This window comes from Streptomyces xanthophaeus, from assembly GCF_030440515.1.
Lineage (GTDB): Bacteria > Actinomycetota > Actinomycetes > Streptomycetales > Streptomycetaceae > Streptomyces > Streptomyces kutzneri.
Window position 1 is genome coordinate 7,873,830 of the sequence record NZ_CP076543.1, and the last position, 24,229, is coordinate 7,898,058.

Annotated in this window: 20 protein-coding genes and 1 pseudogene; 10 read left to right on the plus strand and 11 right to left on the minus strand. The window is 73.1% G+C overall.

Going from position 1 to position 24,229, the window contains the following annotated elements; all coding sequences use genetic code 11:
* Positions 1–85: 85 nt before the first annotated feature.
* From KO717_RS35545 to KO717_RS35560, 4 genes are all read right to left on the minus strand, one after another.
* A complete protein-coding gene (locus KO717_RS35545) occupies positions 86–889 on the minus strand; it encodes a polysaccharide deacetylase family protein (protein WP_301373799.1) in 804 nt (267 codons plus the stop codon).
* A 155-nt stretch (positions 890–1,044) separates the two neighbouring features.
* Positions 1,045–1,587 carry an FABP family protein gene (locus tag KO717_RS35550; protein ID WP_301373800.1) on the minus strand — a complete coding sequence of 181 codons (543 nt, stop codon included), beginning with the start codon at positions 1,585–1,587 and terminating at the stop codon, positions 1,045–1,047.
* Positions 1,588–1,702: 115 nt separating this feature from the next.
* Positions 1,703–2,038 (minus strand): lysine transporter LysE, encoded by a 336-nt coding sequence (locus tag KO717_RS35555; RefSeq protein WP_301373801.1) that lies wholly within the window; start codon positions 2,036–2,038, stop codon positions 1,703–1,705.
* A gap of 156 nt (positions 2,039–2,194) precedes the next feature.
* Positions 2,195–3,088 carry a LysR family transcriptional regulator gene (locus KO717_RS35560; protein WP_301373802.1) on the minus strand — a complete coding sequence of 298 codons (894 nt, stop codon included), beginning with the start codon at positions 3,086–3,088 and terminating at the stop codon, positions 2,195–2,197.
* Positions 3,089–3,329: 241 nt separating this feature from the next.
* On the opposite strand from KO717_RS35560, the gene KO717_RS35565 reads away from it, so the two are divergent.
* The 4 genes and pseudogenes from KO717_RS35565 (at position 3,330) to KO717_RS35580 (ending at position 6,938) form a co-directional block, all read left to right on the plus strand.
* Positions 3,330–3,971: a hemerythrin domain-containing protein gene (locus KO717_RS35565; RefSeq protein ID WP_301373803.1), complete on the plus strand. Its 642-nt coding sequence runs from the start codon at positions 3,330–3,332 to the stop codon at positions 3,969–3,971.
* Positions 3,972–4,086: 115 nt separating this feature from the next.
* Positions 4,087–5,301, plus strand: a pseudogene (locus tag KO717_RS35570) (glycosyltransferase); the annotation flags it as partial.
* Positions 5,302–5,316: 15 nt separating this feature from the next.
* On the plus strand, positions 5,317–6,054 hold the full coding sequence (locus KO717_RS35575) for an SAM-dependent methyltransferase (RefSeq protein ID WP_301374952.1): 738 nt from the start codon (positions 5,317–5,319) through the stop codon (positions 6,052–6,054).
* A 14-nt stretch (positions 6,055–6,068) separates the two neighbouring features.
* The gene (locus KO717_RS35580; protein WP_301373805.1) at positions 6,069–6,938 is read left to right on the plus strand and encodes an alpha/beta fold hydrolase; all 870 of its coding nucleotides are present in this window, start codon (positions 6,069–6,071) and stop codon (positions 6,936–6,938) included.
* 113 nt (positions 6,939–7,051) lie between these two features.
* Here KO717_RS35580 and fusA read toward each other — a convergent pair whose 3' ends face one another.
* Positions 7,052–9,127, minus strand: a complete 2,076-nt coding sequence (fusA, locus tag KO717_RS35585; RefSeq protein ID WP_301373806.1) for an elongation factor G — start codon at positions 9,125–9,127, stop codon at positions 7,052–7,054.
* A gap of 519 nt (positions 9,128–9,646) precedes the next feature.
* Between fusA and KO717_RS35590 the strand changes: the two genes are divergently transcribed.
* A complete protein-coding gene (locus KO717_RS35590) occupies positions 9,647–10,531 on the plus strand; it encodes a nuclease (protein ID WP_367401561.1) in 885 nt (294 codons plus the stop codon).
* Between the two features lie 47 nt (positions 10,532–10,578).
* Here the strand turns inward: KO717_RS35590 and KO717_RS35595 are convergent, their stop codons facing one another.
* Both KO717_RS35595 and KO717_RS35600 read right to left on the minus strand, forming a co-directional pair.
* Positions 10,579–11,955, minus strand: coding sequence for a sensor histidine kinase (locus KO717_RS35595; RefSeq protein ID WP_437184673.1), 1,377 nt, complete (start codon positions 11,953–11,955; stop codon positions 10,579–10,581).
* An 88-nt stretch (positions 11,956–12,043) separates the two neighbouring features.
* On the minus strand, positions 12,044–12,721 hold the full coding sequence (locus tag KO717_RS35600) for a response regulator transcription factor (RefSeq protein WP_030772503.1): 678 nt from the start codon (positions 12,719–12,721) through the stop codon (positions 12,044–12,046).
* A 135-nt stretch (positions 12,722–12,856) separates the two neighbouring features.
* Between KO717_RS35600 and KO717_RS35605 the strand changes: the two genes are divergently transcribed.
* A complete protein-coding gene (locus KO717_RS35605; protein ID WP_301373814.1) occupies positions 12,857–13,489 on the plus strand; it encodes a hypothetical protein in 633 nt (210 codons plus the stop codon).
* 40 nt (positions 13,490–13,529) lie between these two features.
* Here the strand turns inward: KO717_RS35605 and KO717_RS35610 are convergent, their stop codons facing one another.
* Together KO717_RS35610 and KO717_RS35615 are read right to left on the minus strand one after the other, a co-directional pair.
* Positions 13,530–14,750, minus strand: coding sequence for an FAD-dependent monooxygenase (locus KO717_RS35610; RefSeq protein ID WP_301373815.1), 1,221 nt, complete (start codon positions 14,748–14,750; stop codon positions 13,530–13,532).
* A gap of 56 nt (positions 14,751–14,806) precedes the next feature.
* Positions 14,807–16,699, minus strand: coding sequence for a hypothetical protein (locus tag KO717_RS35615; RefSeq protein ID WP_301373817.1), 1,893 nt, complete (start codon positions 16,697–16,699; stop codon positions 14,807–14,809).
* Positions 16,700–17,326: 627 nt separating this feature from the next.
* Here KO717_RS35615 and KO717_RS35620 point away from each other — a divergent pair.
* The 3 genes from KO717_RS35620 to KO717_RS35630 all read left to right on the plus strand — a co-directional run bounded on the left by KO717_RS35620 (position 17,327) and on the right by KO717_RS35630 (position 20,511).
* Positions 17,327–17,905: an RNA polymerase sigma factor gene (locus tag KO717_RS35620; RefSeq protein WP_301373819.1), complete on the plus strand. Its 579-nt coding sequence runs from the start codon at positions 17,327–17,329 to the stop codon at positions 17,903–17,905.
* 917 nt (positions 17,906–18,822) lie between these two features.
* Positions 18,823–19,653 (plus strand): IclR family transcriptional regulator domain-containing protein, encoded by an 831-nt coding sequence (locus KO717_RS35625; protein WP_437184674.1) that lies wholly within the window; start codon positions 18,823–18,825, stop codon positions 19,651–19,653.
* Between the two features lie 123 nt (positions 19,654–19,776).
* Positions 19,777–20,511: a hypothetical protein gene (locus tag KO717_RS35630; protein WP_301373821.1), complete on the plus strand. Its 735-nt coding sequence runs from the start codon at positions 19,777–19,779 to the stop codon at positions 20,509–20,511.
* 19 nt (positions 20,512–20,530) lie between these two features.
* Here the strand turns inward: KO717_RS35630 and KO717_RS35635 are convergent, their stop codons facing one another.
* Together KO717_RS35635 and KO717_RS35640 are read right to left on the minus strand one after the other, a co-directional pair.
* Positions 20,531–21,181 (minus strand): HAD family hydrolase, encoded by a 651-nt coding sequence (locus KO717_RS35635; protein ID WP_301373823.1) that lies wholly within the window; start codon positions 21,179–21,181, stop codon positions 20,531–20,533.
* Between the two features lie 29 nt (positions 21,182–21,210).
* Complete coding sequence (locus tag KO717_RS35640; RefSeq protein WP_301373824.1) at positions 21,211–23,112, minus strand: alkyl/aryl-sulfatase; 1,902 nt, start codon at positions 23,110–23,112, stop codon at positions 21,211–21,213.
* Between the two features lie 277 nt (positions 23,113–23,389).
* Here KO717_RS35640 and KO717_RS35645 point away from each other — a divergent pair, with 277 nt between their 5' ends.
* Complete coding sequence (locus KO717_RS35645) at positions 23,390–24,229, plus strand: dienelactone hydrolase family protein (RefSeq protein ID WP_301373825.1); 840 nt, start codon at positions 23,390–23,392, stop codon at positions 24,227–24,229.

Here is a 24,229-nt window from a genome sequence, read left to right on the forward strand (position 1 = left end):
CCGGGGCAGATGCGCGCTCGCCGAGACGTCGGGCGGGTCGTCGTTCCCGTCGCGCGCACCGGTGTTGCGCCCGCCGGACCGGCCGTCAGCGGACTCCCGCCGCGGCTTCGAGGAACTGGCGCAGGTCGATGACCTCGTAGCCCTCGGCCAGGGCGGCGTCGACGATCAGGGGAAGGGCCTCGGCGTCGAGGACGACGCCGGAGCCGTTGCTGCCGACGTGCATCTGGATGATCGCCCCGGGGACGAAGGCGTCGACGGCCCGTTCGACGGCCTTGTCCACACTCATGCCGCCCTGCGGGCCGAGGTAGCCGTTCGTGTCGGCGCTGAACTCGATCGCCGCGTAGCCCAGGTCGTTGACGTCGGTGATGGACTCCGGGGTGGTGGAGCTGTAGGGGAAACGGAAGAACGGCAGGGGCTCGGTCCCGGACGCCGCCCGGATGGCCGCGTCGGCCCCGCGGACCTCGTCCGCCCGCTCCGTGGTGCTGAGGTCGTCGAAGTAGGGGTGGCTGTACGAGTGGTTGCCGAGGCCGTGCCCCGCGTCGGCGATGGAGCGCACCGCCGCGGGGTGGGTCTCGGCGAACGTGCCGGTCGGGAAGAAGGTGGCGGGCAGCTTTCGCCGGCGCAGTTCGGCCAGCACCGTGTCGATGCCGTCGACGTCCCAGGCGGCGTTGAAGGTGAGGGCCAGGACCTTGCGGGAGGTGGGCAGCCGGCGGATCTCGTCGCCCAGCAGCGACGCCGGCGGGCGGGGACCGGAGGCGGCCCGGGCGGTGCGCCCCCACGCGGGCGCGGGCGCGGCCACGGCCGGGGAGGAGGGCCCGAACCCGGCGAGCCCCGCGAACCCGGCGAACCCCGCGCACAGCAGGCCCGCCAGGGCGGAGCGTCGTTCCACATCCACCACGGTCGCTCACTCCCCACGGTCACGGCCTTCGGCTCCGGCCTGACACCGAGTGTGCGACGGTGCGGGCCGCAGCACCCGCAGCACCCGCAGCCCGTGCCGGGGCACCCGGGTGATCTCCCGCAGGCGCCGCCCACGACGGGCGCCGCCTACGACGGGCGCAGCCGCAGGTGTGTCGTGAGGTGGTGCTGCAGGGGCTGCCCCACGGCGGCCATGTCGTGGACGACCGTCATCTCGCCGTTCCCGACCGTGTAGTGCCGCCGTGTGCCGGTGACCTCCTTGGCGAGCGGGGTCAGCGCCACGTCCTTGGTCTCGATCTCGAACTCCGCACCGGACACCCGCCCGACGTACGTCTCCACGATGCCCGTCGGGTGGGCGAGCACGACCTCCAGCGCGGCGTCGGGAGTCACCCGCCACCACCCGGCCTCACGGCCCGCCGGCCGCACCGGCGCCCCGGACCCGTCGATCAGCCACGCGCGTGCCTCGTAGCGCAGGAAGGGGCGGCCGTCGTGGCTGAAGGTGATCTCCTGCTCGTAGCGGAAGTCCTTCTCCAGGGTCGGGTACTCGCCCTGCCCCCGGCCGTGCCAGCGTCCCAGCAGGGGCAGTACGGGCCGCAGCAGCGGGTGCGGCTCGGGGCCCTCGCCGAGGACGTGGCTGTCAGGGTAGGGATTGTCCTGCACCGACTCGAACATGTTCACCTTGTCTGTCTGCGAGTACCGCCGGATCCCGCAGCTTAAAGCCTGCGCCGCGCCCCCTGTACCTGGGACTCGTCCGCCATGCCCACCCCCAGGTGCCGGGCGAGCCCGTTCAGAGGCAGTCGCAGCCTGTGGCGTAGAACAACAGGAAGACGCTCGTCCCCGCGGTCAGGACGAAGCCGGCCGTGGATACGGCGGCGAGGCCCCGACGGCCACCCTTCTTGGGGCCGTGGAAGGTCTGCCAGGCGCCGTGGGCGAGGAAGAGGCTGAGCAGCCCGGCCCCCGCAAGGGTCAAGCGTGGGCTGAAGGACCAGCTCAGGTAGGCGATCAGCACCAGGCAGCCGAGCAGGGCGCAGGCGAGCAGGCTGAGGATCGCCTCGCCGACGGTTTCTCCGACGGCCTCGATCAGGAACTCGCCGACGCCTTTCACTGCCCTGCGGACCCCCATGACGCTCCTCCACCCTCGCGTACGGCGCCCCCGCACGGGGCCTGATACCGAGGAGGACCCGCGCTGGGCCTCAATGGTTGCCGAGGCGCTCAGGAGTGGCCGGCCACGGCCCTTCGGCTCGTCCGCAGGGCCGTCCGGCTCACGCCGCACGTCTCGTCAGAAGTGGTACACGCCGAGGTCTCGCACCGTGTCGGCCAGGGCGCGTATGAGGTCGTTCTCGGCTTCGGTCCGCCAGACCAGGACGAAGTGCAGGGCGGCCATGTCGGGGAGGGGAAGCCACCGGATGTTCGACATGCCCCAGTGCCTGGTGACATGGCCGGGGAAGGTGTGGATGATCTCGCCCATGCCGACGTGGCTGATCAGCTCATCGGAGGTGTCCGATGCCGCGGACATGATGCGCTCGATCGGCCGGCCCCGCGGAGTGTAGAAGGGCAGGTAGCTGTCCTCCCAGTAGTCCGGCAGGCCGTGGGCGGTGCCGTGCGGGAAGTCGGCGAGCACCTCCACCGGTACCGAGTCCCGTTCCGCGAGCCGGTGGTCGGCGGCCACGGCGAGGATCCGGGAGTCGGTGCACAGCAGCGGCCCGACGGTGAGGTCCGGCTCCTCCACCGGCAGCCATACGACCAGGACGTCCATGGCGCCGTTGCGGAGCTGGCCGAACACATCGGTGAAGGTCGCCTGGCGGACCTGGAGCCCCCAGTGCGGGTACCGCGCGCGGAACGCCTTCCAATAGGGGTGCAGATCGGCGACGTTGAAGGGCATCAGGCTGACACGGAGCTGCGCGGTGATGCCGCGGGCCGCCAGCTGGGCCCGCTCCAGTGACTCGTGCAGGCCCGCGTAGACCGGTTGCAGATCGTCACGGAACTGGCGGCCGACCTCCGTCAGGCGCACCGTGCGGCTGGTTCGGGCGAACAGCTCGGCCCCGATGCGCCGTTCCTGCTTCTTGATGGCCTGGCTGACGCGCGCCTGGGACACGTGCAGCCGCTGTGCGGTCCGGCCGAAATGCAGTTCCTCGGCCAGTACCAGGAAGATCTCGATGTCCCGCAGCTCCACCGGCCCCCGGCCCTTCGTCGATAACCTGGCGGTTATCGAACCGCGCACAAATGTTCCTTGATCATACGTGCGAGCCGCAAGATCTTTGAAGCATGCAGTCACGCGTGCACGAACCCCCATGCGTACGGCCGGACGTGATGAGGCGCCCCGCCGGCGCCTTCGTCCCGTCATCGGCGCGTCGTGCCTCCAGCCACGTCGCGGCAGTGACCGGTGAGCACGCCGGACCGCACGCGAACCGCTCATGAGCGACGCCTTCGATCTGACCGTGATGTACGCGATGCACGACGCCCTGCGCCGGGAACTGGCCCATCTGGACCGGCTCACCACCACCGCGGACCACGACCCGAGGCAGGTGCTGGCCGCCACTGCCGGATGGACGCTGTTCAAGAAGGCTCTCCATGCCCACCACACGGCCGAGGACGACGCGCTGTGGCCGTCGCTGCGGCGGAACCTGGCCGACCGGCCGAAGGACCTGGCGCTGCTGGAGGTGATGGAGGCCGAACATGCCGCCATCGCCACGGTGATCCAGGCCATCGACGGCGCGCTGACCGACCCCGGCGCCGACTCGCTGCGGTTGGGCCAGCTCGCCGACGCGCTGGCCCGCGGCCTGGCAGGCCATCTCGAGCACGAGGAGGGAACGGTGCTCCCACTGGTCCGGCGGGTGCTGACGGCCGAGCAGTGGGGCCACTTCAGCCGGGTCCAGGCCCGGCACATCGACCAGGACGCACCGCTTCTTCTGCCGTGGCTGCTGGACGGCGCCGACGAACGGACGGCGGCGAGGCTCCTCGCCCGGCTGCCCGCACCCGCCTACGCCGCCTGCACCGCCCGGTGGATCCCGGCGTATGCCGATCTCGACCGCTGGAGTCCGAGCACCACGGCCTGACGCAGCCTCATCACGTACGACCGCCCCGACCACGAAAGCCGTCGGGACCCGCGGCACGACCGGGGTCGTGCGGACCAATCCAGAAATCAGGACCTACGGAAATGAGAACCACCACATGCGTGTGTTGTTGATGGCGTACGGATCGCGCGGGGACATCGAGCCGCTCGCCGGACTCGGAGTGCAGCTGCGGGCGCTCGGCGCGGACGTACGGGTGTGCGCGCCACCGGACTTCGCGGACTTCCTCGACGGCGTCGGCCTGCCGCTGGTGCCGATCGGCTCGCCGGTGCGCGAGATCGTGAAGGGGGCGGTGACCGGCGAGACGCCGATGCCGGCGGCGGGACTGCCCGAGCGCGCGGCCGCTCTGCTCGCCATGACGTACGAAGCGGTCGCCGCGGCAGCCGAGGGATGTGACGTGATGGTGGCGACCGGCCTGCTCCCGGCCGCGGCCGGCGCACGGCTGGCAGCCGAGAAGCTGGGTATCCCCTACACATTCGTGGCCTACTTCCCGACCTATCTGCCGTCGCCGCACCACGCCCCGTTCGAACGGCCGGGCCGGCCCTTCCCGCCGGAAGTGACCGACAACCAGGCGCTGTGGGACCTGGACATCGAGAACATGAACGTGCTCTTCGGCGTGGGGCTCAACACCCAGCGGGCGTCGATCGGCCTGCCCCCGGTGGACCACTTCCGCGACTACGTCCTCACCGACCGGCCGTGGCTGGCGGCGGACCCGGTCCTGAGCCCGTGGCAGGAGCCGGCGGACCTCGATGTGGTGCAGACCGGCGCGTGGATACGGCCGGATGAACGCCCGCTCCCGGCCGATCTGGTGGCGTTCTTGGATGCCGGCACGCCACCGGTGTACGTGGGCTTCGGCAGCATTCCCGTGCGCAACGCGCAGGACGTCGCCAAGGCCGCGATCGAAGCGGTCCGCGCGCAGGGTCGCCGCGTACTCCTCGGGCAGGGCTGGGCGGACCTGGCCCTGATCGACGACGGGGACGACTGCTTCGCCGTCGGCGAGGTCAACCATCAGCGGTTGTTCGGACGCGTGGCTGCCGTCGTGCACCACGGCGGTGCGGGTACGACGACGACGGCCGCCCGGGCCGGCGCTCCGCAGGTGGTGGTACCCCAGATGGCGGACCAGCCGTACTGGGCCGGCCGCGTGGCCGAGCTGGGCATCGGCGTGGCCCACGACGGCCCGACCCCGACCTTCGAGTCCTTGTCGGCCGCGCTCAGGACAGCCCTGGACCCGGACGTCGGCAGCCGGGCGAAGGCCGTCGCCGGCACGATCGGCACCGACGGCACGGCGGTGGCCGCGAAGCTGCTCCTCGACACGGGGCACGCCGCGCCGATGAGCCGCGAGCAGATCTCCGCGATCGCCCATGCCGGCCACCCGATCAAGTCCCCGCTCGCCGACGACTCGGTCGTCCGACTGCTCGAACACGGCCTCCCGCGCGGCGACGAGCGCGTGCTCGACCTCGGATGCGGCACGGCGGAATGGCTCCTGCGCGCCCTGGAGACGCGCCCGCACCTGTACGCCGAGGGCGTCGACGTCTCCGAGGTCTCCGTGACCCAGGCCCGCCGGGCCGCGAGCGAACGCGGGGTCGACGAGCGGTTGGTTCTCCACCGGCAGGAGGCCGCGGAATTCGTCTCCCCGCAGCCGTTCGACCTGGTGATCAGCATCGGCGCCGCGCACGCCTTCGGTGGCCTCCTCCCCACCCTCTCGGCTGCCCGGGAACACCTGGCTCCCGGGGGCCGCGTGCTGATCGGTGAGTCGTTCTGGGACCGCGCCCCTTCACCTGAGGCCGTCGAGATGTTCGGTGAACTCGCCGACCTGGCGACCACGGTGGACCAAGTCGTCGCCGCCGGATGGACCCCTGTCCACGCCCATGCCAGCACCCGCGCCGAACTGGACGCCTACGAGTGGGCCTGCTGGGGTTCGCTGGCCGCGTGGGCCCTGGACCACCCTGACGATCCGGCCGCCGCGCAGGCACTGGAGACCGCCAATGCCGCACGTTCGGAGTGGCTGCACGGCTACCGGGACAGCTTCGGCTTCCTCTGCCTGGTCCTGCGCCGGACCTCGGAATGAAAGCGAGTACACCGATGCAACCTACGTTCGTACTGGTCCACGGAGCCTTCGCGAACTCCTTCTCCTTCGCGCCCCTCCAGGCCGAACTCGGCCTCCTCGGGCATCGATCGGTCGCCGTCGACCTGCCCGGCCACGGCTTCCGGGCGACCTTCACCCGTGCCTATCAGGCACCGCAGGACCCCGAGGGACTCGCCACCGCGCCCGGCTCGATCAAAGGCGTCACGCTGGCCGACAACGTCGCGCACCTGATCGGGATCCTCGAACGGGCCAAGCGGAACGGTCCCGTGATCCTCGTCGCCCACAGCCGGGGCGGCATCACGGCCACGGCCGCGGCCAACGCACGCCCGGATCTGATCGACCGCATCGTCTACGTCTCGGCCTGGTGCCCGGTCCGGCTCGACGTCGGTGACTACTACGCCGAGCCGGAGATGGCCGGGGTCGACCCCGCAGCCTTCGCTTCGGCACTGGCAGGGAACCCCGCCGAGCTCGGGCTGCTCCGTGTCAACTTCCGCACGGCGAACCCCGGGCCGCTCGCCGCGTTCAAGGCGACCTTCTTCGCCGACGGCACCGACGAGCAGTTCCTGACGTTCCTGAACACCTTCCAGCCGGACGAGAACCTGGACGTCGGCGGCTCCGCCGACCGGGCACAGGCCGCGACCTGGGGCCGCATCCCGAAGACCTACATCCGCCTGGCCGACGACGCGAGCCTGCCCCTCGCCCTGCAGGACCGGCTGATCCGCGAGGGCGACGAGCTGACGCCCGACAACCCCTACGACGTCCGCACGCTGGCGGGCAGTCACCTCATGTGGCTGGTCGACCCGGCCCCGGCGGCGCGCACCCTGGGCGAACTCGCCATGCTCCCGGCCCCGTCCGCCCGGGCGTGACGGGAACCGGGTGACCTGTTGGGCGGACCGCTCGATGCGGTTCGCCCGGGCGGCCGTCCCGCCCCCGGTGAACGGGGGTGGGGCGGGGCGGCCGCCGGACGGTCACCCGGCGGTCAGCGGACCGGCAGGGTCCCCGCGACCGAGGCCGGAACCGGTGCGAGACCGGCCGGCCGGGTGGTGAAGGTGCCCCGCCCCTGCGTCCGGCCGCGCAGCCGGGACGCGTAGCCGAACAGCTCGGCCAGCGGCACGGCCGCCGTGATCACGGCGGTCCCGGCCTCGGCCGTGGAACCGGAGACCCGGCCGCGGCGGGCCGCGAGATCGCCCAGAACGCCACCGACGCCGTCCTCCGGAACCGTCACTATGACCTCGGCGAGCGGTTCCAGGAGCTCCATCGAGCACAGGCGCAGGGCCTCGCGCAGCCCGAACCGGCCCGCCGCGCGGAACGCCATCTCCGAGGAGTCCTTGGAGTGGGTCGCCCCGTCGGTGAGCGTGACCCGCAGCCCCGTCACCGGGAACCCGCCGAGCGGCCCCTCGGCGAGCGCGTCCCGGCAGCCGGCCTCCACGGCGCGCGCGAACTCCTGCGGTACGCGTCCGCCGACGACCGCCGACCGGAACGCGAAGCAGGGCTCCTCCAGCGGCTCGACGTCGAGGACGATGTGCGCGAACTGGCCTGCGCCGCCGTCCTGTTTGACGTGCCGGTGGACGAGGCCGCTGACCCCGCGCACGACGGTCTCCCGGTAGGAGACCTGCGGCCGGCCGACGACGACCTCCACCCCGTGACCGCTGCGGATCTTCTCCACCGCGACCTCCAGGTGCAGCTCGCCCATGCCCGACAGCACGGTCTGGCCGCTCTCCGCGTCGGACCGCACCACCAGCGACGGATCCTCCTCGGCGAGCCGGGCCAGCGCCGCCGAGAGCCGGCCCGTGTCGCTGCCCCGCCGGGCCTCGACCGCGACCGACACCACCGGCTCGGCCACCGAAGGCGGTTCGAGGACCAGCGGGGCGCCCGGCGCGCACAGGGTCGTGCCCGCCCGGGCGGCCTTCAGCCCGATCACCGCGACGATGTCACCGGCCACCGCCTCCTCCCGTTCCTCGTGCCGGTCGGCCTGGACCCGCAGGATCCGGCCGACCCGCTCCGTACGGCCCGTGGCCGCGTCCAGTACCGTCGCGCCCTTGCGCAGGGTGCCCGCGTAGACCCGCAGGTACGTGAGCCGCCCGGTCGCCGTCGCCGTCACCTTGAAGGCGAGCGCCGTGAACGGCTCCGCCGGGTCGGGGGCGCGCTCCTGCTCCACGCCGTCCTCCACCAGCCCCCGTACCGGAGGCATGTCGGAGGGCGACGGCAGGTACGCGAGGACCGCGTCCAGCAGCGGCTCGATCCCGCGGTTGCGGTACGCCGATCCGCACAGCACCACGACACCTTCCCCGCGCAGCGTCAGCTCCCGCAGGGCGCGGACCAGGGTCCGCTCCGTCAGGGCCGAGGCCGAGCAGAACTCCTCCAGGGCGTCGGCGTGCAGCTCCGCCACCGTCTCCTCCAAGAGCCGGCGGCGCCGGGCCGCCTCCTCCCGCAGCGGCTCGGGGACCGGACCCACCTGGTAGCCGTCGGAGCCGGACCGCCAGTGCAGCGAGCGCATCGCCAGCAGGTCGACGACGCCGGAGAACGAGCCCTCCGCTCCGATGGGCAGCTGTACCACCAGCGGAACGACGCCCAGACGCTCGCGGATCGACGCGACCGCCGTGTCGAGGTCGGCGCCCGCCCGGTCCAGCTTGTTGACGAACGCGATCCGGGGCACACCGTGCCGGTCGGCCTGCCGCCACACCGTCTCGCTCTGCGGTTCGACCCCGGCGACGGCGTCGAACACCGCGACCGCCCCGTCCAGCACCCGCAGGGAACGTTCGACCTCGTCGGAGAAGTCCACGTGCCCCGGGGTGTCGATCAGGTTGACGCGATGACCGCCCCAGGCGCAGCTCACGGCCGCGGCGAAGATGGTGATGCCACGATCGCGTTCCTGGGGGTCGTAGTCGGTGACGGTGGTGCCGTGATGGACCTCGCCGCGCTGGTGGATGGCACCGGTCGCGAAGAGGATCCGTTCGGTGACGGTGGTCTTGCCGGCGTCGACGTGGGCGAGGATGCCCAGATTGCGGACGGCGGCGGGGGAAGTCGTGGTGCGGGGCTGCCTGTTGGCGCGCATGGCCCGAGGCCTTTCGAGTGTGCTGAGGAAGAGGGCGGCGCGATTCCCCGAAGTCGCCCCGGTCCGTCCGCGCGGCCGCAGCGCAGAGCGGCGCCGCCGACCCGCCCGGAGGGAGTCCGGGCAGGAGGACGTACGCGCCCATGGGCATACGGGTGTACGGAAGGCAGGAGGGGGCGGAACCCTAGAAGTGGGTCACGGGCATACGGTGACGGCCGCGCAGCCGGCACCGCCCGCTGCGAGACACCGGGATCACGTCGTACCGGGTCGGGGGAGCGAAGGCGGCGGTGCGGTACGTGCACATGGCGCAGCTCCCCTTCTCTTCACTCGGCATCAGGCGCGCGGTGCCCTGTCGGCAGCGCGTACAGCGAGTCTAGTGATCGCGTCCTGCCGGGGCACCGGGTTTTCCCGCGCCTGCCACGGGCGGGCGAGAGCGGCGATGTCGGACAGGACGTGTACTGTGAGTGACGTACTGCTACTTAAAGTGATCGCTCGGTTGCGTCCGTGGGAGTCGTCGTGTCCATGCTGCTGATCAGAGGGTCGTTCCGGGTGAACGGCGGAGCCAAGCCGGACGGGGACACCATCCCCTTCATCCCGGACGACGTGGCGGACTGGAAACTCGTGCCAGGGTGCACCGGGGTCCTGCCCAAGGCGGACGGCCGTGTCTCCGTACGGCTGGAGGGCATCGACGCGCTGGAGACCCACTACACCAACGGCAGTTACGGGCCGGAGCGGCACCAGCCGCTCACGTTCGCGCGCGAGGCCGCCGATGCCCTGCTGACCTGGCTCCAGTTCACCAGCATCCAGTGGCACGACGACGGGACGGTCACCACCACCCCCGACACAGTGCCCGGCTACATCCTCACCAGCGGCACGGACATGTTCGGCCGCTGCGTGGCCCTGGTCGGCCGGGGTATCCCGTTCGCGTACAGCGGTTATCAGGTCGACGTCGACAAGAAGAGGCTGGAGCGGACCGCCAATCACCACCTGCTCTCGCTCGGCCTGGTCTACCCGACCTTCTACGAGGGCCTTGCTGTTGACCTGCGGGACGCTCTCAAGGCCGTCGCCCTGGAGGCGAAGGAGCACACCCCGCCGAAGGGACTGTGGGCGAAGGACGTGACGGTCGAGGGGGCGGAGATCGACGGCATCAAATCGATCACGAACGACGACACCGGCGTGGTGATCCTCCCCAAGCTGTTCCGCCGGCTGAAGGACTACTTCGACTTCGACCCGGAGAACTGCTCGCTGGCCTGTTTCCCCGCCTTCCTGGCCGCGGGCGAGGACAAGTTCCGCATCCTGCCCGGCGACGAGGTCCTCACCGGTCTGCACCGGGTGGTCGAGATCACGGACGACCAGATCCTGCGGATGACCCACCCCAGCGAGGACATCCTCTTCGTGAACGGGTGAACGGGTGAACGGGTGGCACCCCGGACGGGCCGGCCGCCCCGGTCCCGTCAGGGCCGGGGCGTCGTCGGCAGGCGGAGCACCAGCCGCGCGCCGGCGGCTCCGCCCGCGCCGCCCTCGGCCGTGAGCGTTCCGCCGTGGTGGGTGCTCAGATCACGGGCGATGGCGAGCCCCAGTCCGGCTCCGCCGTGGTCACGGCTGCGCGAGTCGTCGAGGCGCGTGAAACGCTCGAAGATCCGCTCCCGGTCGGCCGCCGGGATACCGGGGCCGTCGTCGGCGACCTCCAGCACGGCGGTGCCCGGCCGCGCGCCGTGCGTCGTCCGCAGGGTGACGTCCACGCGCCCGTCCGCGTAGCGCTGCGCGTTGTCGACGAGGTTGGTGACGATACGGCCGAGCCACAGCGCGCCGGCGGTGACCTCGACACCGGGTTCCAGCCGCAGCCGTACGGGGACGCGGTCGCCGAGCCGGCCCTCCACCACCTCGCGCACCAAGGCGGTCAGGTCCAGCGGGACGGCGGCCACCGGCTGGGCCGCGTCGATCCGGGCGAGCAGCAGCAGGTCCGCCGTGAGGTGCTGGAGCCGTTCGATGTCCTCCAGGGCCCCGGAGATCAGCTCGGGCCACAACTCCGGGTCCTGGACGGCCAGCGCCACCTCCAGCTGGGTGCGCAGGACGGTGATGGGGCTGCGCAGCTCGTGGGAGGCGTCGGCGATGAACTGCCGCTGGCGGATCCCGGAGGCCTCCAGCCGGTCGAGGGTGGCGTTCATGGTCTCGGCCAGCCGGGCGACCTCGTCGTGGGTGGCGGGCACCGGCACCCGGCGGTGCAGGCCGCGGTCGGAGATCTCGGCGACCTCGGCCCGGATCTCCTCCACCGGGCGCAGCGCATGACCGGTGACGCGCCAGGTCACCAGGGCGACGGTGGCCAGCAGCAGGGGCATGCCGATGACGAGAGCGGCGGTGGTCGTGTCGTCGGCCGCGTCCGCGTCCCGCAGGGAGGCGCCGGCGTAGACGGTGGCCATGCCGTCCGGGGTCTGCGTGACGACCTGGACGACCCGCTGCCGGTACTCACCGTCCAGCGGGCGGACCCGCCACGTGTGGAACCGGGTTCCCGGAGCGCCCGGACCGGGCGGCGGGAAGGCGGGCGCCCCGGCCAGGTTCGGGCTGGCGAACAGGACGCGTCCGTCGGCGCCCACCACCTGGACGAAGTCGATGCCGCGGGCCGGCGGCCGTACGCGGCCCAGCTTCCCGGCGGCGGCGAGCTGCGCCACCGTCTCGGCCTGGCGCCGGGCGTCGTTCTCCGCGTTGCGGAGCAGGTTCGCCTCCAGCAGCCCGAGCAGGGCGAACGCGGCGAGCACCAGGGCCACGGCCACCACCGCACTGGCGCCCACCGTCGCCCGCGCCCGTACCGTGGTCGGCCACAGCCGCCGCAGCGCCGGCCACCGGCGCAGGATCGCCCCCGGGACCGCGCGCAGGGCGGTGCGCACGCGCTCGCTCGGGCCGGGACGCCCGGCCCCGGCCTCAGCCACCGTCGGCCGCCAGCCGGTATCCCGCTCCGCGCACGGTCTCCACCGCGGCACGGCCGAACGGCGCGTCTATCTTGCGGCGGACGGCGCTGACGTGGACCTCGACCACATTGGGATCGCCGTCGAAGGCGCTGTCCCACACCTGTTCCAGGATGTCCCGCTTGGGCACCACCTCGCCGGAGCGCCGGGCCAGGTACTCCAGGACCGCGAACTCCCGCGCCGTCAGCCGGATCTCCGTGCCGCCGCGCGAGCAGGAGTGCCGGGCGGGGTCGAGCAGCAGGTCGCCGAACCGCATCACCTGGGGCCGCCGACGGCCCGTGCGCCGGCCGAGCGCCCGCAGCCGGGCGACCAGGACGAGGTAGGAGAACGGCTTGGACAGGAAGTCGTCGGCGCCGGTGTCGAGCGCCTCCGCCTCGTCGTACTCGCCGTCCTTCGCCGTGAGCATCAGGATCCCCGACTCGTTGCCGGCCGCCCGCAGCTTCGCGCACACCCGGTACCCGTTCAGCCCGGGCAGCATGATGTCCAGCACGATGAGGTCGTAGTCGTGCTCCGTGGCCATCCACAGGCCCTGGGTCCCGTCGTGGGCCACATCCACCGAGAACCCCTCCGACTGCAGCCCTCGCTGCAGGGCCACGGCGAGCCGCCGTTCGTCCTCCACCACCAGTACGCGCATGCCGGACAGGATCTCAGGCCCGTCCCACCGTTGGCTGAAGAGGTCTTCAGGTGGCTTCAGCGGGGCTTCAGCTTCCGCTCAGCATGCTCTGGAACGAGCCGCGCACCGCGCCCGGTTGTCCTGAGGAGTTCCTGTATGTCTGATTCTGTCCCGCCGTCCGAGCCGGCCGAGACCGCCGCCGCGACCGCCCCGGTGACCGCCCCCGAGGCCGAGGCCCGCAAGTCCGCGGCCCTGGGCCGCCTCGTCCCCCGTGGCAGGCGCGCCCGCTGGGCGGCGGCCGGCGCGGTCGCCGTGGTCGTCGTCGGCGGAGTGACGGCGGTGGCCGTGGCCGAACACCATGACCACCACATGCGCGCCGACCGGGGCCCGCGCATCGCCTGGGCCGGACCGGGACCCGAGGCCGGCCTCCGGGGCGGCCCGCACGCGGCCGGACCGCGGCACGAACGCGAGCAGGGCGAGCCCGGCCGGCCGGCGGGCCCCAAGGCGCCCGGGGAGCAGGGCCGTCCCGGAGGCGCCGGCGGGCACGGGGGCTTCGACAAGAGCGCCCCGGCGCCCGCGCCGATCCCCTCCCTGGCCATCGGCGAGGCGGCCGAGAAGGCCGCCGCAGCCGTGCCGGGCGGGAAGGTCGCGGGGCTGCGCGCGGTCGCCCAGGAGGGCGGCGGCAGCGCCTGGCTGGCCGTGGTCATCGGGTCCGACGGCGTCCGCCACGCGGTCACCGTGTCCGGCACGGACGGCTCGATCACCAGCAACACCACCAAGGACCGCTGAGACCCGCTGAGACCCGCTGAGGACGACCAGGGGCCGAGGCCTACGGGGCCATGGCCCGGCCCCCGATACCGGGGGCCCCGCCGAGCTGGCCCCGCCACCAGGCCTCCATCGCCTCGCCGTCCATGCCCGCCCAGGCCGGGGTCCGCTCGACCTGGGCGCGGCCCAGTCGGCGGGCCAGCGCGACCAGGTCCCGTCCGGCTGCGCCGCGACTCTCCTCGTAGCCGTGCAGCAGTTCCTCGAAGGACCCGCAGCGGCGCCAGCCGTCGGCGAGGGCGGTGGCGTCCTGGAGCGCCTTGGCGGCGCCGCTCGTGTTGTGCGGGCGTACGACGCTCGCCGCGTCCCCCGCGAGCAGCAGCCGGCCGCCGGCGGTCCGCGAGGTCTCCATGTCGTAGATCGGCTGGACGAAGGTGTCCGCCGGGTCGGTCAGCTTGAGCGCCCGCGCCCAGTACGGCGGGAACTCGCGATCGAGCAGCGCCGCCAGATGCCCCGCCAGTGCGGGGGTGAGGCCGCCCGGCGGGAAGCTCGTCGGATCGTCGAGTCGCAGCTGCCCGTCCTGCGGCGGAGAGCCGTAGAGCACCCAGTTCACCCGCGGTCCGTCCGGCCCTGGAATCCGGTAGATGACGCAGGAGCCGCCCGGGAAGCAGACCGTGGTCCCCGCCTCCGGCACCGAGTCCGCGACGCTGCCCAGGCCCGCGAGCAGCGCCGCGTCGAAGTTGCCGCGCCAGCACACGTAACCGGCGTACTGCGGCCGGGAGTCCGGGCAGAGCGCCGTGCGCACCACCGACCGGTACCCGTCGGCACCGACCACCAGGTCGTACCGCTCGACGGACCCGCCCGCGAGCCGCACCTCGACGCCCGCGTCCCCGGTCTCCTCGACCCCCGTCACCGCCTCGCCCTGCCGGTAGACCACCGCGTCCGGCACGGACTCCCGAAGGCCCTGCCAGAGCAGGCCCCAGTGGTAGGAGTGGAAGGGGAACGGCTGCTCCCAGATCACCCGGCCGCCCGCCCCGCGGGCATCGTCGCGGACCACCCAGCGGCGCCGCTCCAGCGGATGCGCGGCGATCCCCCCGGGCAGCGCGCCGCTCGCGCCGAGCTCGGCGGCCCGCTCGTTGTGGATGCACAGGCCGACGCCCCGGTCCTGCAGCCGCCCGCGCGTCCGCTCCAGCACCACCACCTCACCGGCGCCCGCCCGCGCCGCCGCCGTCGCGACGGCGCACCCCGCGATACTCCCGCCGACCACCGCGATCGTTCCGCCCCGCATAACCGCCTCCGCCTCCTGTCGATGCACACCACAAGTCGTGCCCCTCACGGGGCCGGTCACTCCACCGACGACCGCGCCGCCGGGGGAGTGGGCCGCACGGAACCCTGCAGGGCCAGCGTGGTGAGCACGACCAGCGAGTCCGTCCAGCCCAGGGGCGCCACGGCGGACGGCAGCCCGGCCCCGTTCACCGTTTCGGGGAGTTCGCCCAGCCCGTTGCGCTTGGACAGCACCCAGTCGAGCACCCTGCCGGCCTTCGCCGGCTCACCGGTACCGGCCCAGGCGAGGGCGAAGAAGGAGGTGCTGGCCGTCCACGCGTACGAACCCCAGCTGAAGGAGGGGTCGTTGCCGGGCGAGACACCGCCGTTCGGCAGCAGCAGCGCCCGGTAGGCGGAGTCCAGCGCCTCGCCGAGATCCGCCGGGGCGGCGTTGAACGGGGGCGCCATGAACGCCACCGCACTGTCCCGGCCGTGCTCGCCGTCCACGGTCCGCTGGTACCCCAGCGGGGCGAAGGAGGTGGCGATCGCGGCGGACAGCCGCCGGGCCGCCTCACCCCAGCGCTCCGCGTCCGCGCCCATGCCCAGCCGCGCGGCCAGGTCGGCCGCGGAGTTGAGCCCGGCCAGCAGGGGAGCGGCGGTACCGATGTTGGCCGTCTCCGTGTCGAGCTCCCAGTAGTCCGGGGACGCCGGAGGCAGGCCGTCCGGCCCCAGGGAGCGGGCGGCGTGGTCGGCCGCCTTGCGCACCATCGGGTAGAGCTCGCGCAGCCGCTCGTCCCGCCCGCCGGCCGGCGCCGCCCGGTACCACTGCCACGTGGCCCAGGGCACCCAGCCGTTGCCGTCCAGCTGCCACTTCCGCGCGTCCGGCGGCCCGCTGCCGTCCAGCACGGTACGGGCCTCCCAGGTCCCGTCGGCCCGCTGGGTGAGCGCGTCGTAGCCCAGGATCCGGTACGCCTCCTCGTCGTGCCCGGTGGCGGCGAAGGCGACCGCCGCGAACGCGCCGTCGCGGGGCCAGGAGTACTCCCACGGCGGCGCCCACGCCGCCGCGAACGCGCCGTTCGGCTTCAGCAGCGCCCGCATCGACAGCAGGGCGCGCTGCGACGCGGCCCGCTGCGCGGCGGTGGTCCCCGGCACCGTCCCCGCCGCCAGCCACGCGCGGCTCTCCTCGACCTGCGCCAGCGCACCCGGGTCGTCCGCCTCGACCACCGCCGACGCCGAGGCCCCGTCGGGCAGGTACCGCCACCGCCCCGACGGCAGGCGCAGCACATTGCTCCCGTCGACGTAGGAGGCGCCCACGGCGAAGGGGGGCAGGACGGCCTCGGTGGCGACCCGGTTGGTCAGCAGGCCCGACGTACGGGCGGCGAGCGCCGAGGCCGGTACGTAGCAGGGCTCGGTCTCCCCGCAGCGCTCACTGCCGGTCGGGTTGACGTGGAAGGCGAGCCGGGAGCCGTAGGCGTGCCAGCCGCCCCAGTACGCCCTGTCGTAGTTCCAGCTGGTCAGCGAGCCGGGCACGGACCGGGTGGTGCCGTACCAGGCGATCGGCCCGCTCTCAGCGGTGCTCGCCTGGAGGAACAGGTGGTACGTGGCGCCGGCGGTGACGGTGGCGCTCAGCGGGAACTCGACCCAGCCGGCGCCGGCGCCGCCGAGCGCCGCGAGGTCCAGGGTCGTCGAGGCGATCACCGAGTCCGGGTCCGCGCGGACCCGGCGGACCTGCGCGGTCACGGTGCCCGTCGCCGCCCCGCTGCCCAGCCAGACACTCACCCGGGAGAGCCGGGTGCCGTCCACCGTGAACTCCTGGGCCGCCGCGTTGTTCGTCGCCTTCACACCGAACAGCGCGCTCTCGTGGCCGCTCTGGCCCTCGTAGGGCGCGGCGGCCGCGGTGTGCGGGAGTGCGGCGGGCACACCGGTGAGCGCCAGGCAGAGCACGGCGGGCAGCAAGCTCCTCGCGAACGCCATGGGTACAGCCCCTTCCTCCTCGACGGGCGCGCGGGACCCGGGGGCCGGGGCGCCGAAAGCTGGACCCACCATGCAGGTACGGGGCACCGAGGAGGGGGGAGTCGGGACGTGTCCCACCGGATGGGGCCGCGACGGCATCCGATCGTGTGACAGAAACAGCGGAGGGGACCCGTTCGGGCGCGTGTCGGCGGAGGCGGCGCACGGCAGGCACGCAGGGGCGCGCGTGGGCGGACCGGGGCGCGCAAGGAAGCGGATGCGCTTCCTTCGGAAGATTTTCAGGGACCGGCTTGCACGATCGGGCGCGCTTTCCGATGGGGTGGTGAACGGGAGCACCTGCTGCTCCACGGCAGCCGGTTCGGGGGCAGGCATGCCGGTTGCTCATGATCCACTTGAAAGGTTCCGCGCCGACGTGAATGTTGCCGAGACGGTCGCCCTCGCGCTGTTAGCCAGCACTGCCCGCCATCTCGTGATCGATGTGTTCAGGGCGCCCATGCGCCTGCCGGGCGCGGGGGTACGGACGGGAACCGGCGGACCAGCCGCCGGCCACCGGCGTGCCGCTCCCCGCGCCCGCCACCATGAGGTCCCCGCCGCCCCGGTGCGCGGTGACGAACAGCTGTGGGGGAGCGTATGAGTGAAGGCGATTTCGATCCATCGGGGGACCAGGCGGTCTCCAGCGAACTGGCCGGCGTACTGCCGGTGGACTTCACCGCTTTCCATTCCCAACAGCACCGCGCCTATCTGCGCTACGCCCACCTGCAGCTGGGAAACCCCAAGGACGCCGAGGAAGTCGTCGACGACGTGTTCACCTTCCTGCTGAAGGTGTGGCGCCAGGCCCTGAAGGAGGCGAGCCTCCACGGCTTCGCGTGGGCGGTGCTGCGCGAGCACGTCGAACGGCGGCTGGCGGCCCTGGGCCGGCAGGTGGCGATGGTGGAGACGGCGTGGTTCGCAGCGCTGCGCCGCTCCTCCAGAGAGCGGCTGGAACTGCTGGAGTCGAAGCTCGGGCTGTACGCGGCGATCGCGGGCCTGTCCGAGCGGCAGTACGACGTGGTGCTGCTGGCCTTCCTCCTGGGCAACGACTCCGACACGGTCGCCCGGATGATGGGGATCACCCCCGCGACGGTCCGCTCGCACATCCGCGGCGCACGCCGAACCCTGTCCCGCAAGCTCGGGGTGGAATGGATCCCCGGAGAGGAGAAGGACCAGTGAGCGACATGCCCCGCCAGCGCGACATGCCGCTGTGCGAACTGGACGCGGCCCTTGCGGACGCGACGGTACTCGCGGAGGAGTACGCCGGATACGACGAGGGCGCGGCCCGCCGTCGGATCGCCCGCCGGATCGTCGCCGACCGCGCCCGCTCGGCGACCGGTACCACCGGCCCCCCCGGCTCCGCGACCCCGCTGCCGCGGGGGCAGGCCACATCAGCACCAGTATCCGCATCAGCATCCGCGTACACCGTCCCAGCCGCCGCCGACGACCTCGTCCTGGACGCCGCCTGCCATGTGCGCGCCGCGCGGGGTCTGGACGACCTCACCTGGTGCCTCGTGGAGAGCCGGGCCTTCGCCGAACTCGCTCTCGACGCCGACTCCTGGCCCTACGGCGTGGACTCGGCCCTGCTGTTCGGCTGCCTGCTCCATCTGGCCGACCGGATGGAGGACGCGCAGTTCTGGTTCCAGTACGCGGCCGGGGCGGGCTCGCAGACCGCCGCCCACTGCCTCTACCTCCTGCACCTCGCCCGGGCCGAGGTCGCGACCGCCCGCCACTGGAGGCGCCAGGCCCGGACCCTGCCCCCCGAAGAGCACCTCCCGCCCCTGCCGCAGCTCCCGGAACACCTCGAAGAGGCCCTCGGCGCCTCGGTCATCTGGACCACCCCGCCCATCACCACCCAGGACCTCACCGCCCTCATCACCGGACCCGGAGGGGCCGGCCGGTCCCCGTGCCGGCTCCCCGCACGACTGCGTCAGGCGCTCAAGGCCCGCCCCCGCAAGGAGCACCCGGACCTCGGGGAGGTCGTCACACCCGGCCCGCAGGTGGCGGTCGCCGTCGCGCAGAACGCCCGGCTCAACCCCCTGCACCTGACACACCAGGCGAACGCCTGGGCCCTCGAAGCACTGAAAGAGCCCCAGCTGACCCACGCCGCCCGGAAGACGCCCGAAGGACGGCCCGCCCCCGCCGCACTGGAATCCGCCCACCAGGCACTGCGGGTCCTGGAAGTCATCAACCGCTACTCGGGAGGCGTGAACCTGACCCAGATCGCCCGGGAAACAGCACTGCCGCAACTGGTCCTCGCCCGGGCCATGGAGCAGCTCATCCGCGCGAACCTGGCCACCCCGACCGGACCGGACGCGTACATCGCGGGCAACGCCCTCCTGCTGGCCGAATCGGCGAACGGAGACGGACGCGGGCACCTGCACGAGACCCTCGCCTGGGTGCGCGACGCCGTCGGCGCCGCCGTCTACGTCGCCCGCTACACCGACGGCGAGGTCTCCATCACCCAGTACGCCGACGGACCGGGCGCACCCGTGGTGGAGGAGTGGGTCGACTTCCGCGTCGCCGCCCACGCCTCCGCCGTGGGCAAGGCGCTGCTGACCCAGCTCGACTACGACGACCGGAAGGATCACCTGGCCCGCCACCGGCTCACCCGGTTCACGTCCCACACCCTCACCAGCCAGCAGGACCTCTTCCACCAGCTCGACCACCGCCCGCCGAACGCCCCCCTCCTCGACCTGCAGGAGTACGCGATCGGCACGGTGTGCGCGGCGGTGCCGATCACCGCGGGCCCGAAGGCGGAATGCGTGGCCCTGTCCATCCCGGTCCCCGACCCCGGCCGGCTGAAGCAGGCCGCCCGGCTCCTGCAGAGCGAGGCGGCCGCGGTCTTACTCGCCCTGATCGTCGCCGGCAGCACCCCGCCCAGGGCACGTCGGCCGGAGGACACCATCCTGTCGCCGACCGCCTAGAGAGGCCGCAAGGGAGGACGGGCCCGCCGCACCCGGAGTGCGGCGGGCCCGTCCCCGTCGGCCGCCCCCGGGCACGCAGCCGCGTGAGATGCGGGCCCGCGCCCCGCGTGGGATAACGGCACCATGGCAGAGTCTCCGGCCGCCACGGCCGCCGAAATCAAGATCAGCTTCGCCGGGGCCGACGCGAAGGCCGCCTTCGACGCGCTGGAGCTCGACCGGGACGAGGGGAGCCGCCGCGCGATCCATTTCTGGGACAGACCGCAGTGGGCGGCCGACGGCACGGTCACTCTGCCCCTGTTGCGTCAGGGCGTCATCCTGCGCCGGCGCCGGGACGAAGAGGGACCCGCGTCCGAGCGGGAGACCGACCTGACCGTCAAGCTGCGTCCCTGCCCGGCGCTGCCGGCGCCCTGGCGGGAGGACCGGGAGGGCGACGGCTGGGACTTCAAGATCGAGCAGGACCGGACCGGCCCGGGGTTCGCGCCGATGGTGTCGGCCTCGCTGGAGGCCGAGGTCGGCCCGCCCGAGCTGCTGCTCATCGACCAGCAGCGGGAACTCCTGCGCGTCGCCGAAGTGACCGAGGCCGATCTCGCCGACCTGACGGCGCTGGGCCCCGTACACGCCGTGAAGTGGAAAGAGGACTGGGACGAGCTGCCCGGCAAGGTGGCGATCGAGGAATGGCGCACCGACAACGGCCTGCGCTTCCTGGAGGTATCGGTGCGCTCGGACGTCGCCGACGCCGCAGAGGTCCAGACGCAGCTCGAACAGGCCCTGCGGGACCGCGGCATCACCCCGCCGCCGTTCGGCGAGCGCAAGACCGAGGCCGTCATGACCGCCCTCGCCCGCGACGCGCACCTCTGACCACCAGGCAGCCCGCGGGTCACCCTGCGGCGATGAGGCCGGGCAGGTCGCGCATGTCGTGGAAGACGACGGTGGCGGCGCCTACGAGCTGTTCGGCCGGGGTCAGTCCCCCCGCGTAGCCGAAGGCCCGCATGCCGGCGGCGCGGGCGGCCTCGACACCGGGGCGGCTGTCCTCGACCACCGCGCACGCCGCCGGGTCGACGCCCATCCGCTGCGCCGCGTACAGGAACAGGTCGGGGGCCGGCTTGCCGCGGCTCACCTCGGTGGCGCTGTAGATGCGGCCCTCGAAGTGCGCGTAGAGGCCGGTGCGGCCGAGGGTGTGGCGCATCTTCTCGTGCGAGCCGCTGGAGGCGACGCAGGTCGGCAGGGTGATCGAGCCGAGTGCCTCGGGCAGTCCCTCGACGGCGGACAACCCGGCGTCCACCGCCTCACGGTGGCGCTCCTCGAAGAGCCGGTGCCAGAGGTCGGCCGTCTCGTCGCCGACCCGGGCCGCGATCTCCACGCGGATGGAGGCGGTGGAGCGCCCCATGAACCGCTCCATGACCTCCCCCTCGGTCAGCGGCCAGCCCAGCTCCGCCCCCAGTGCGACCTGGAGGGGCAGTGCGATGCGTTCGGTGTCGACGAGTACCCCGTCGCAGTCGAATATCACCAGTTCAATCGGCTTGATCATTCCCGCAGCATAGAGGCCGCCCCCGTTCGTCAGGGGGTGATGATCGCGAAGTCCGGGTCGGGGGAGTCGAGGTAGGAGAAGAGTTCGGCGACGACCGAGGGGTCGCCGTCGAGGGCCACCCCCTCGTGCCGCAGGAGGTCGTCCGGCGGCACGGCGCCGAGCAGGAGCCCGCGCAGGAGCGGTTCGCCGAGTACGAGGACGGCGTGCGGGCGGCCGGCCGCGGGGTTGTCCCCGCGGACGCCGGTCAGTACCCCGTTGCCCAGGCGCAGCGTCAGCGGGTCCGAGCCGGGCAGGACGAACCGGACGGCGACGTCCGCGTGCCAGGCCCGGGGCCCGTCGATCCGCACGGCGAGGGAGTCCACCAGCTGGTCCAGGCTCAGGGCGGCGAGCACGTCCGGGGACGCGGCGGTGGCCGGTGTCCCGACCCGCTCGCCGCGCAGTTCCTGGGCGCCGGTGAGGTAGAAGTTGCGCCAGGTGCCGTTCTCGGCCCCGTAGCCGAGCTGCTCCAGGGCATCGGCCTGGAGTTCCAGGGCCTGCGCGTTCGAGGGATCGGCGAAGACGACGTGGTCGACCACCTGGGCCACCCAGCGGAAGTCGCCCTGCTCGAAGGAGGTCCGGGCCCGGCGCAGGACCTCCGCCGCACCGCCCATGAATTCGACGTAGCGGCGGGCCGATTCCACCGGCGGGTGCTGCCACAGGAGCGCCGGGTTCCCCTCGAACCAGCCCATGTAGCGCTGGTAGACGGCTTTGACGTTGTGGCTGACCGATCCGTAGTAGCCGTGGGTGTGCCAGGCGGCCTCCAGCGCCGGCGGCATGCGCAGCGTCTCGGCGATCTCGGTCCCGGTGTACCCCTGGTTGAGCAGGCGCACCGTCTGGTCGTGGAGGTAGGCGTACAGGTCCCGCTGCTGCGCCAGGTACGACATGGCGCGCTCGCGGCCCCACGTGGGCCAGTGATGGGAGGCGAAGACGACGTCGCACCGGTCGCCGAACAGTGCGATGGACTCGGTGAGGTACGTGGCCCAGGCGTGCGGGTCCCGTACGAGGGCGCCGCGCAGGGTCAGCAGATTGTGGAGGGTGTGGGTGGCGTTCTCGGCCATGCACAGCGCCCGGTGGTCGGGGAGCAGCAGGTTGAACTCGGCCGGGGCCTCGGTGCCCGGGGTGAGCTGGAAGACCATGCGCACGCCGTCGACGGTCTCCTCCTGGCCGGTGCGGGTGATGTCGACGGTCGGCGGGATCAGCGTCACCCGGCCGGTGGAGGTGGTCTGGCCCAGGCCCGCGCCGACCTGGCCGCGCGGGCCCCTGGGCAGGCCGGCCCCGTACATGTAGCCGGCGCGGCGGGCCATCGCGGTGCCGGCGTAGACGTTCTCGCTGACCGCGTGTCCGAGGAAGCCCTCGGGCGCCAGGACCGGGACCGCGCCCGCGTCGACCTCGGCCTGGGTGGTGACGCCCTTGACGCCCCCGAAGTGGTCGGCGTGGCTGTGGGTGTAGAGGACTCCCGTGACCGGACGGTCCCCGCGGTGGGCCCGGTACAGGGCGAGGGCCGCGGCCGCCGTCTCCTCGCTGATCAGCGGGTCGATCACGACGACGCCGCGGTCGCCCTCGACGAGGGTCATGTTCGACAGGTCCAGGCCGCGCACCTGGTACACGCCTTCCACGACCTGGAAGAGCCCTTGGAGGGCGGTGAGGCGGCTCTGGCGCCACAGGCTGGGATGGACGGTGTCCGGGCGGTCCGCGTTGAGGAAGGCGTAGGCGTCGCCGTCCCAGACGACGCTCCCGTCCGCGGCCCGGATCACGCAGGGCTCCAGTGCGGCGACGAAGCCGCGGGTGGCGTCGTCGAAGTCGGCGCGGTCGGCGTAGGCGGCACGGCCGCGCGCCGCACGGTGCGCGGCGCCGATCGATCCGGAGGCGTCGTGTCCGGGGCCGTTCTCCATCGGGTGGGCCTCCTCGGGCTGTACCTGGCCGGCCCCGACCGGACCGGGCGAGGGGCCCACGCCGGGGCGCCGCCGCTCCGTCCCAGCCTCGCCCGGCGGCACGCCGCACGCCCGGCGCGGTCCGCCGTCCGGGTGAGCGGGGAGCGCCGGGACGCCGTGCTGCTCACCCCACCCCGGGCGACTGCACCGAAACGTGTGCCGACCGCTTGACCACAAGGCTCTACTTCTCGGTAACTTGATGTCGTCCAGGAGAGAGCCGTCGGAAGGAGCGGGGCGCGTGGCAGACCACGATCTGAGCGGGTTCGAGAAGAGCACGTTCACCCATGACGGTGCCACCCGCCGGATCCTGCGCCGGGGCACGGGCCCCGCGGTGATCGTCATGGCGGAGATCCCGGGCATCACCCCCAAGGTCATCGAGTTCGCCGAGCACGTCGCGGCGGCCGGCTGTACGGCCGTACTCCCGGTGCTCTTCGGCGAGCCCGGCCGTGACGCCGATTTCGGCGGGGCCGGCCGGTCGAGTGCCGCCCGCTACATGGCCTCGTCGCTGTGGCGGGTGTGCGTGAGCCGCGAGTTCACGCTGCTGGCCACGGGGCGCAGTTCGCGCGTCGTGCGGTGGCTGCGCGCCCTGGCGGCCGCCGAACACGAACGCTGCGGCGGCCCCGGGGTGGGCGCCGTCGGGATGTGCCTGACCGGCGGATTCGCGCTGGCGATGGCCACGGACGAGCGCCTCGTCGCCCCGGTGCTCTCCCAGCCGTCGCTCCCGCTGGCCTGCACCGCGAGCCGCGCCGGCGCCATCGACATCAGCCCCGAGGACCTCGCGGTCGTCCGCGGACGCTGTGAGCGCGAGGGGCTCCAGGTGCTCGGTCTGCGCTTCCGGGGCGACCGGCTCGTCCCCGGCGACCGGTTCGACCACCTCCGGCGGGAACTCGGTGACGCCTTCGTCGCCGTCGAGCTGGACGCGAGCGCGGCCAACCCGCAGAGCGCCCTGGCGCCGCACTCCGTCCTGACGGAACACCTCGTCGACGAACCGGGACAGCCCACCCGGCAGGCGCTCGACACCGTCCTCGACCTGTTCCGCACCCGGCTGCTCGGGGAACGGCCCGCTCCTGCCGTATGA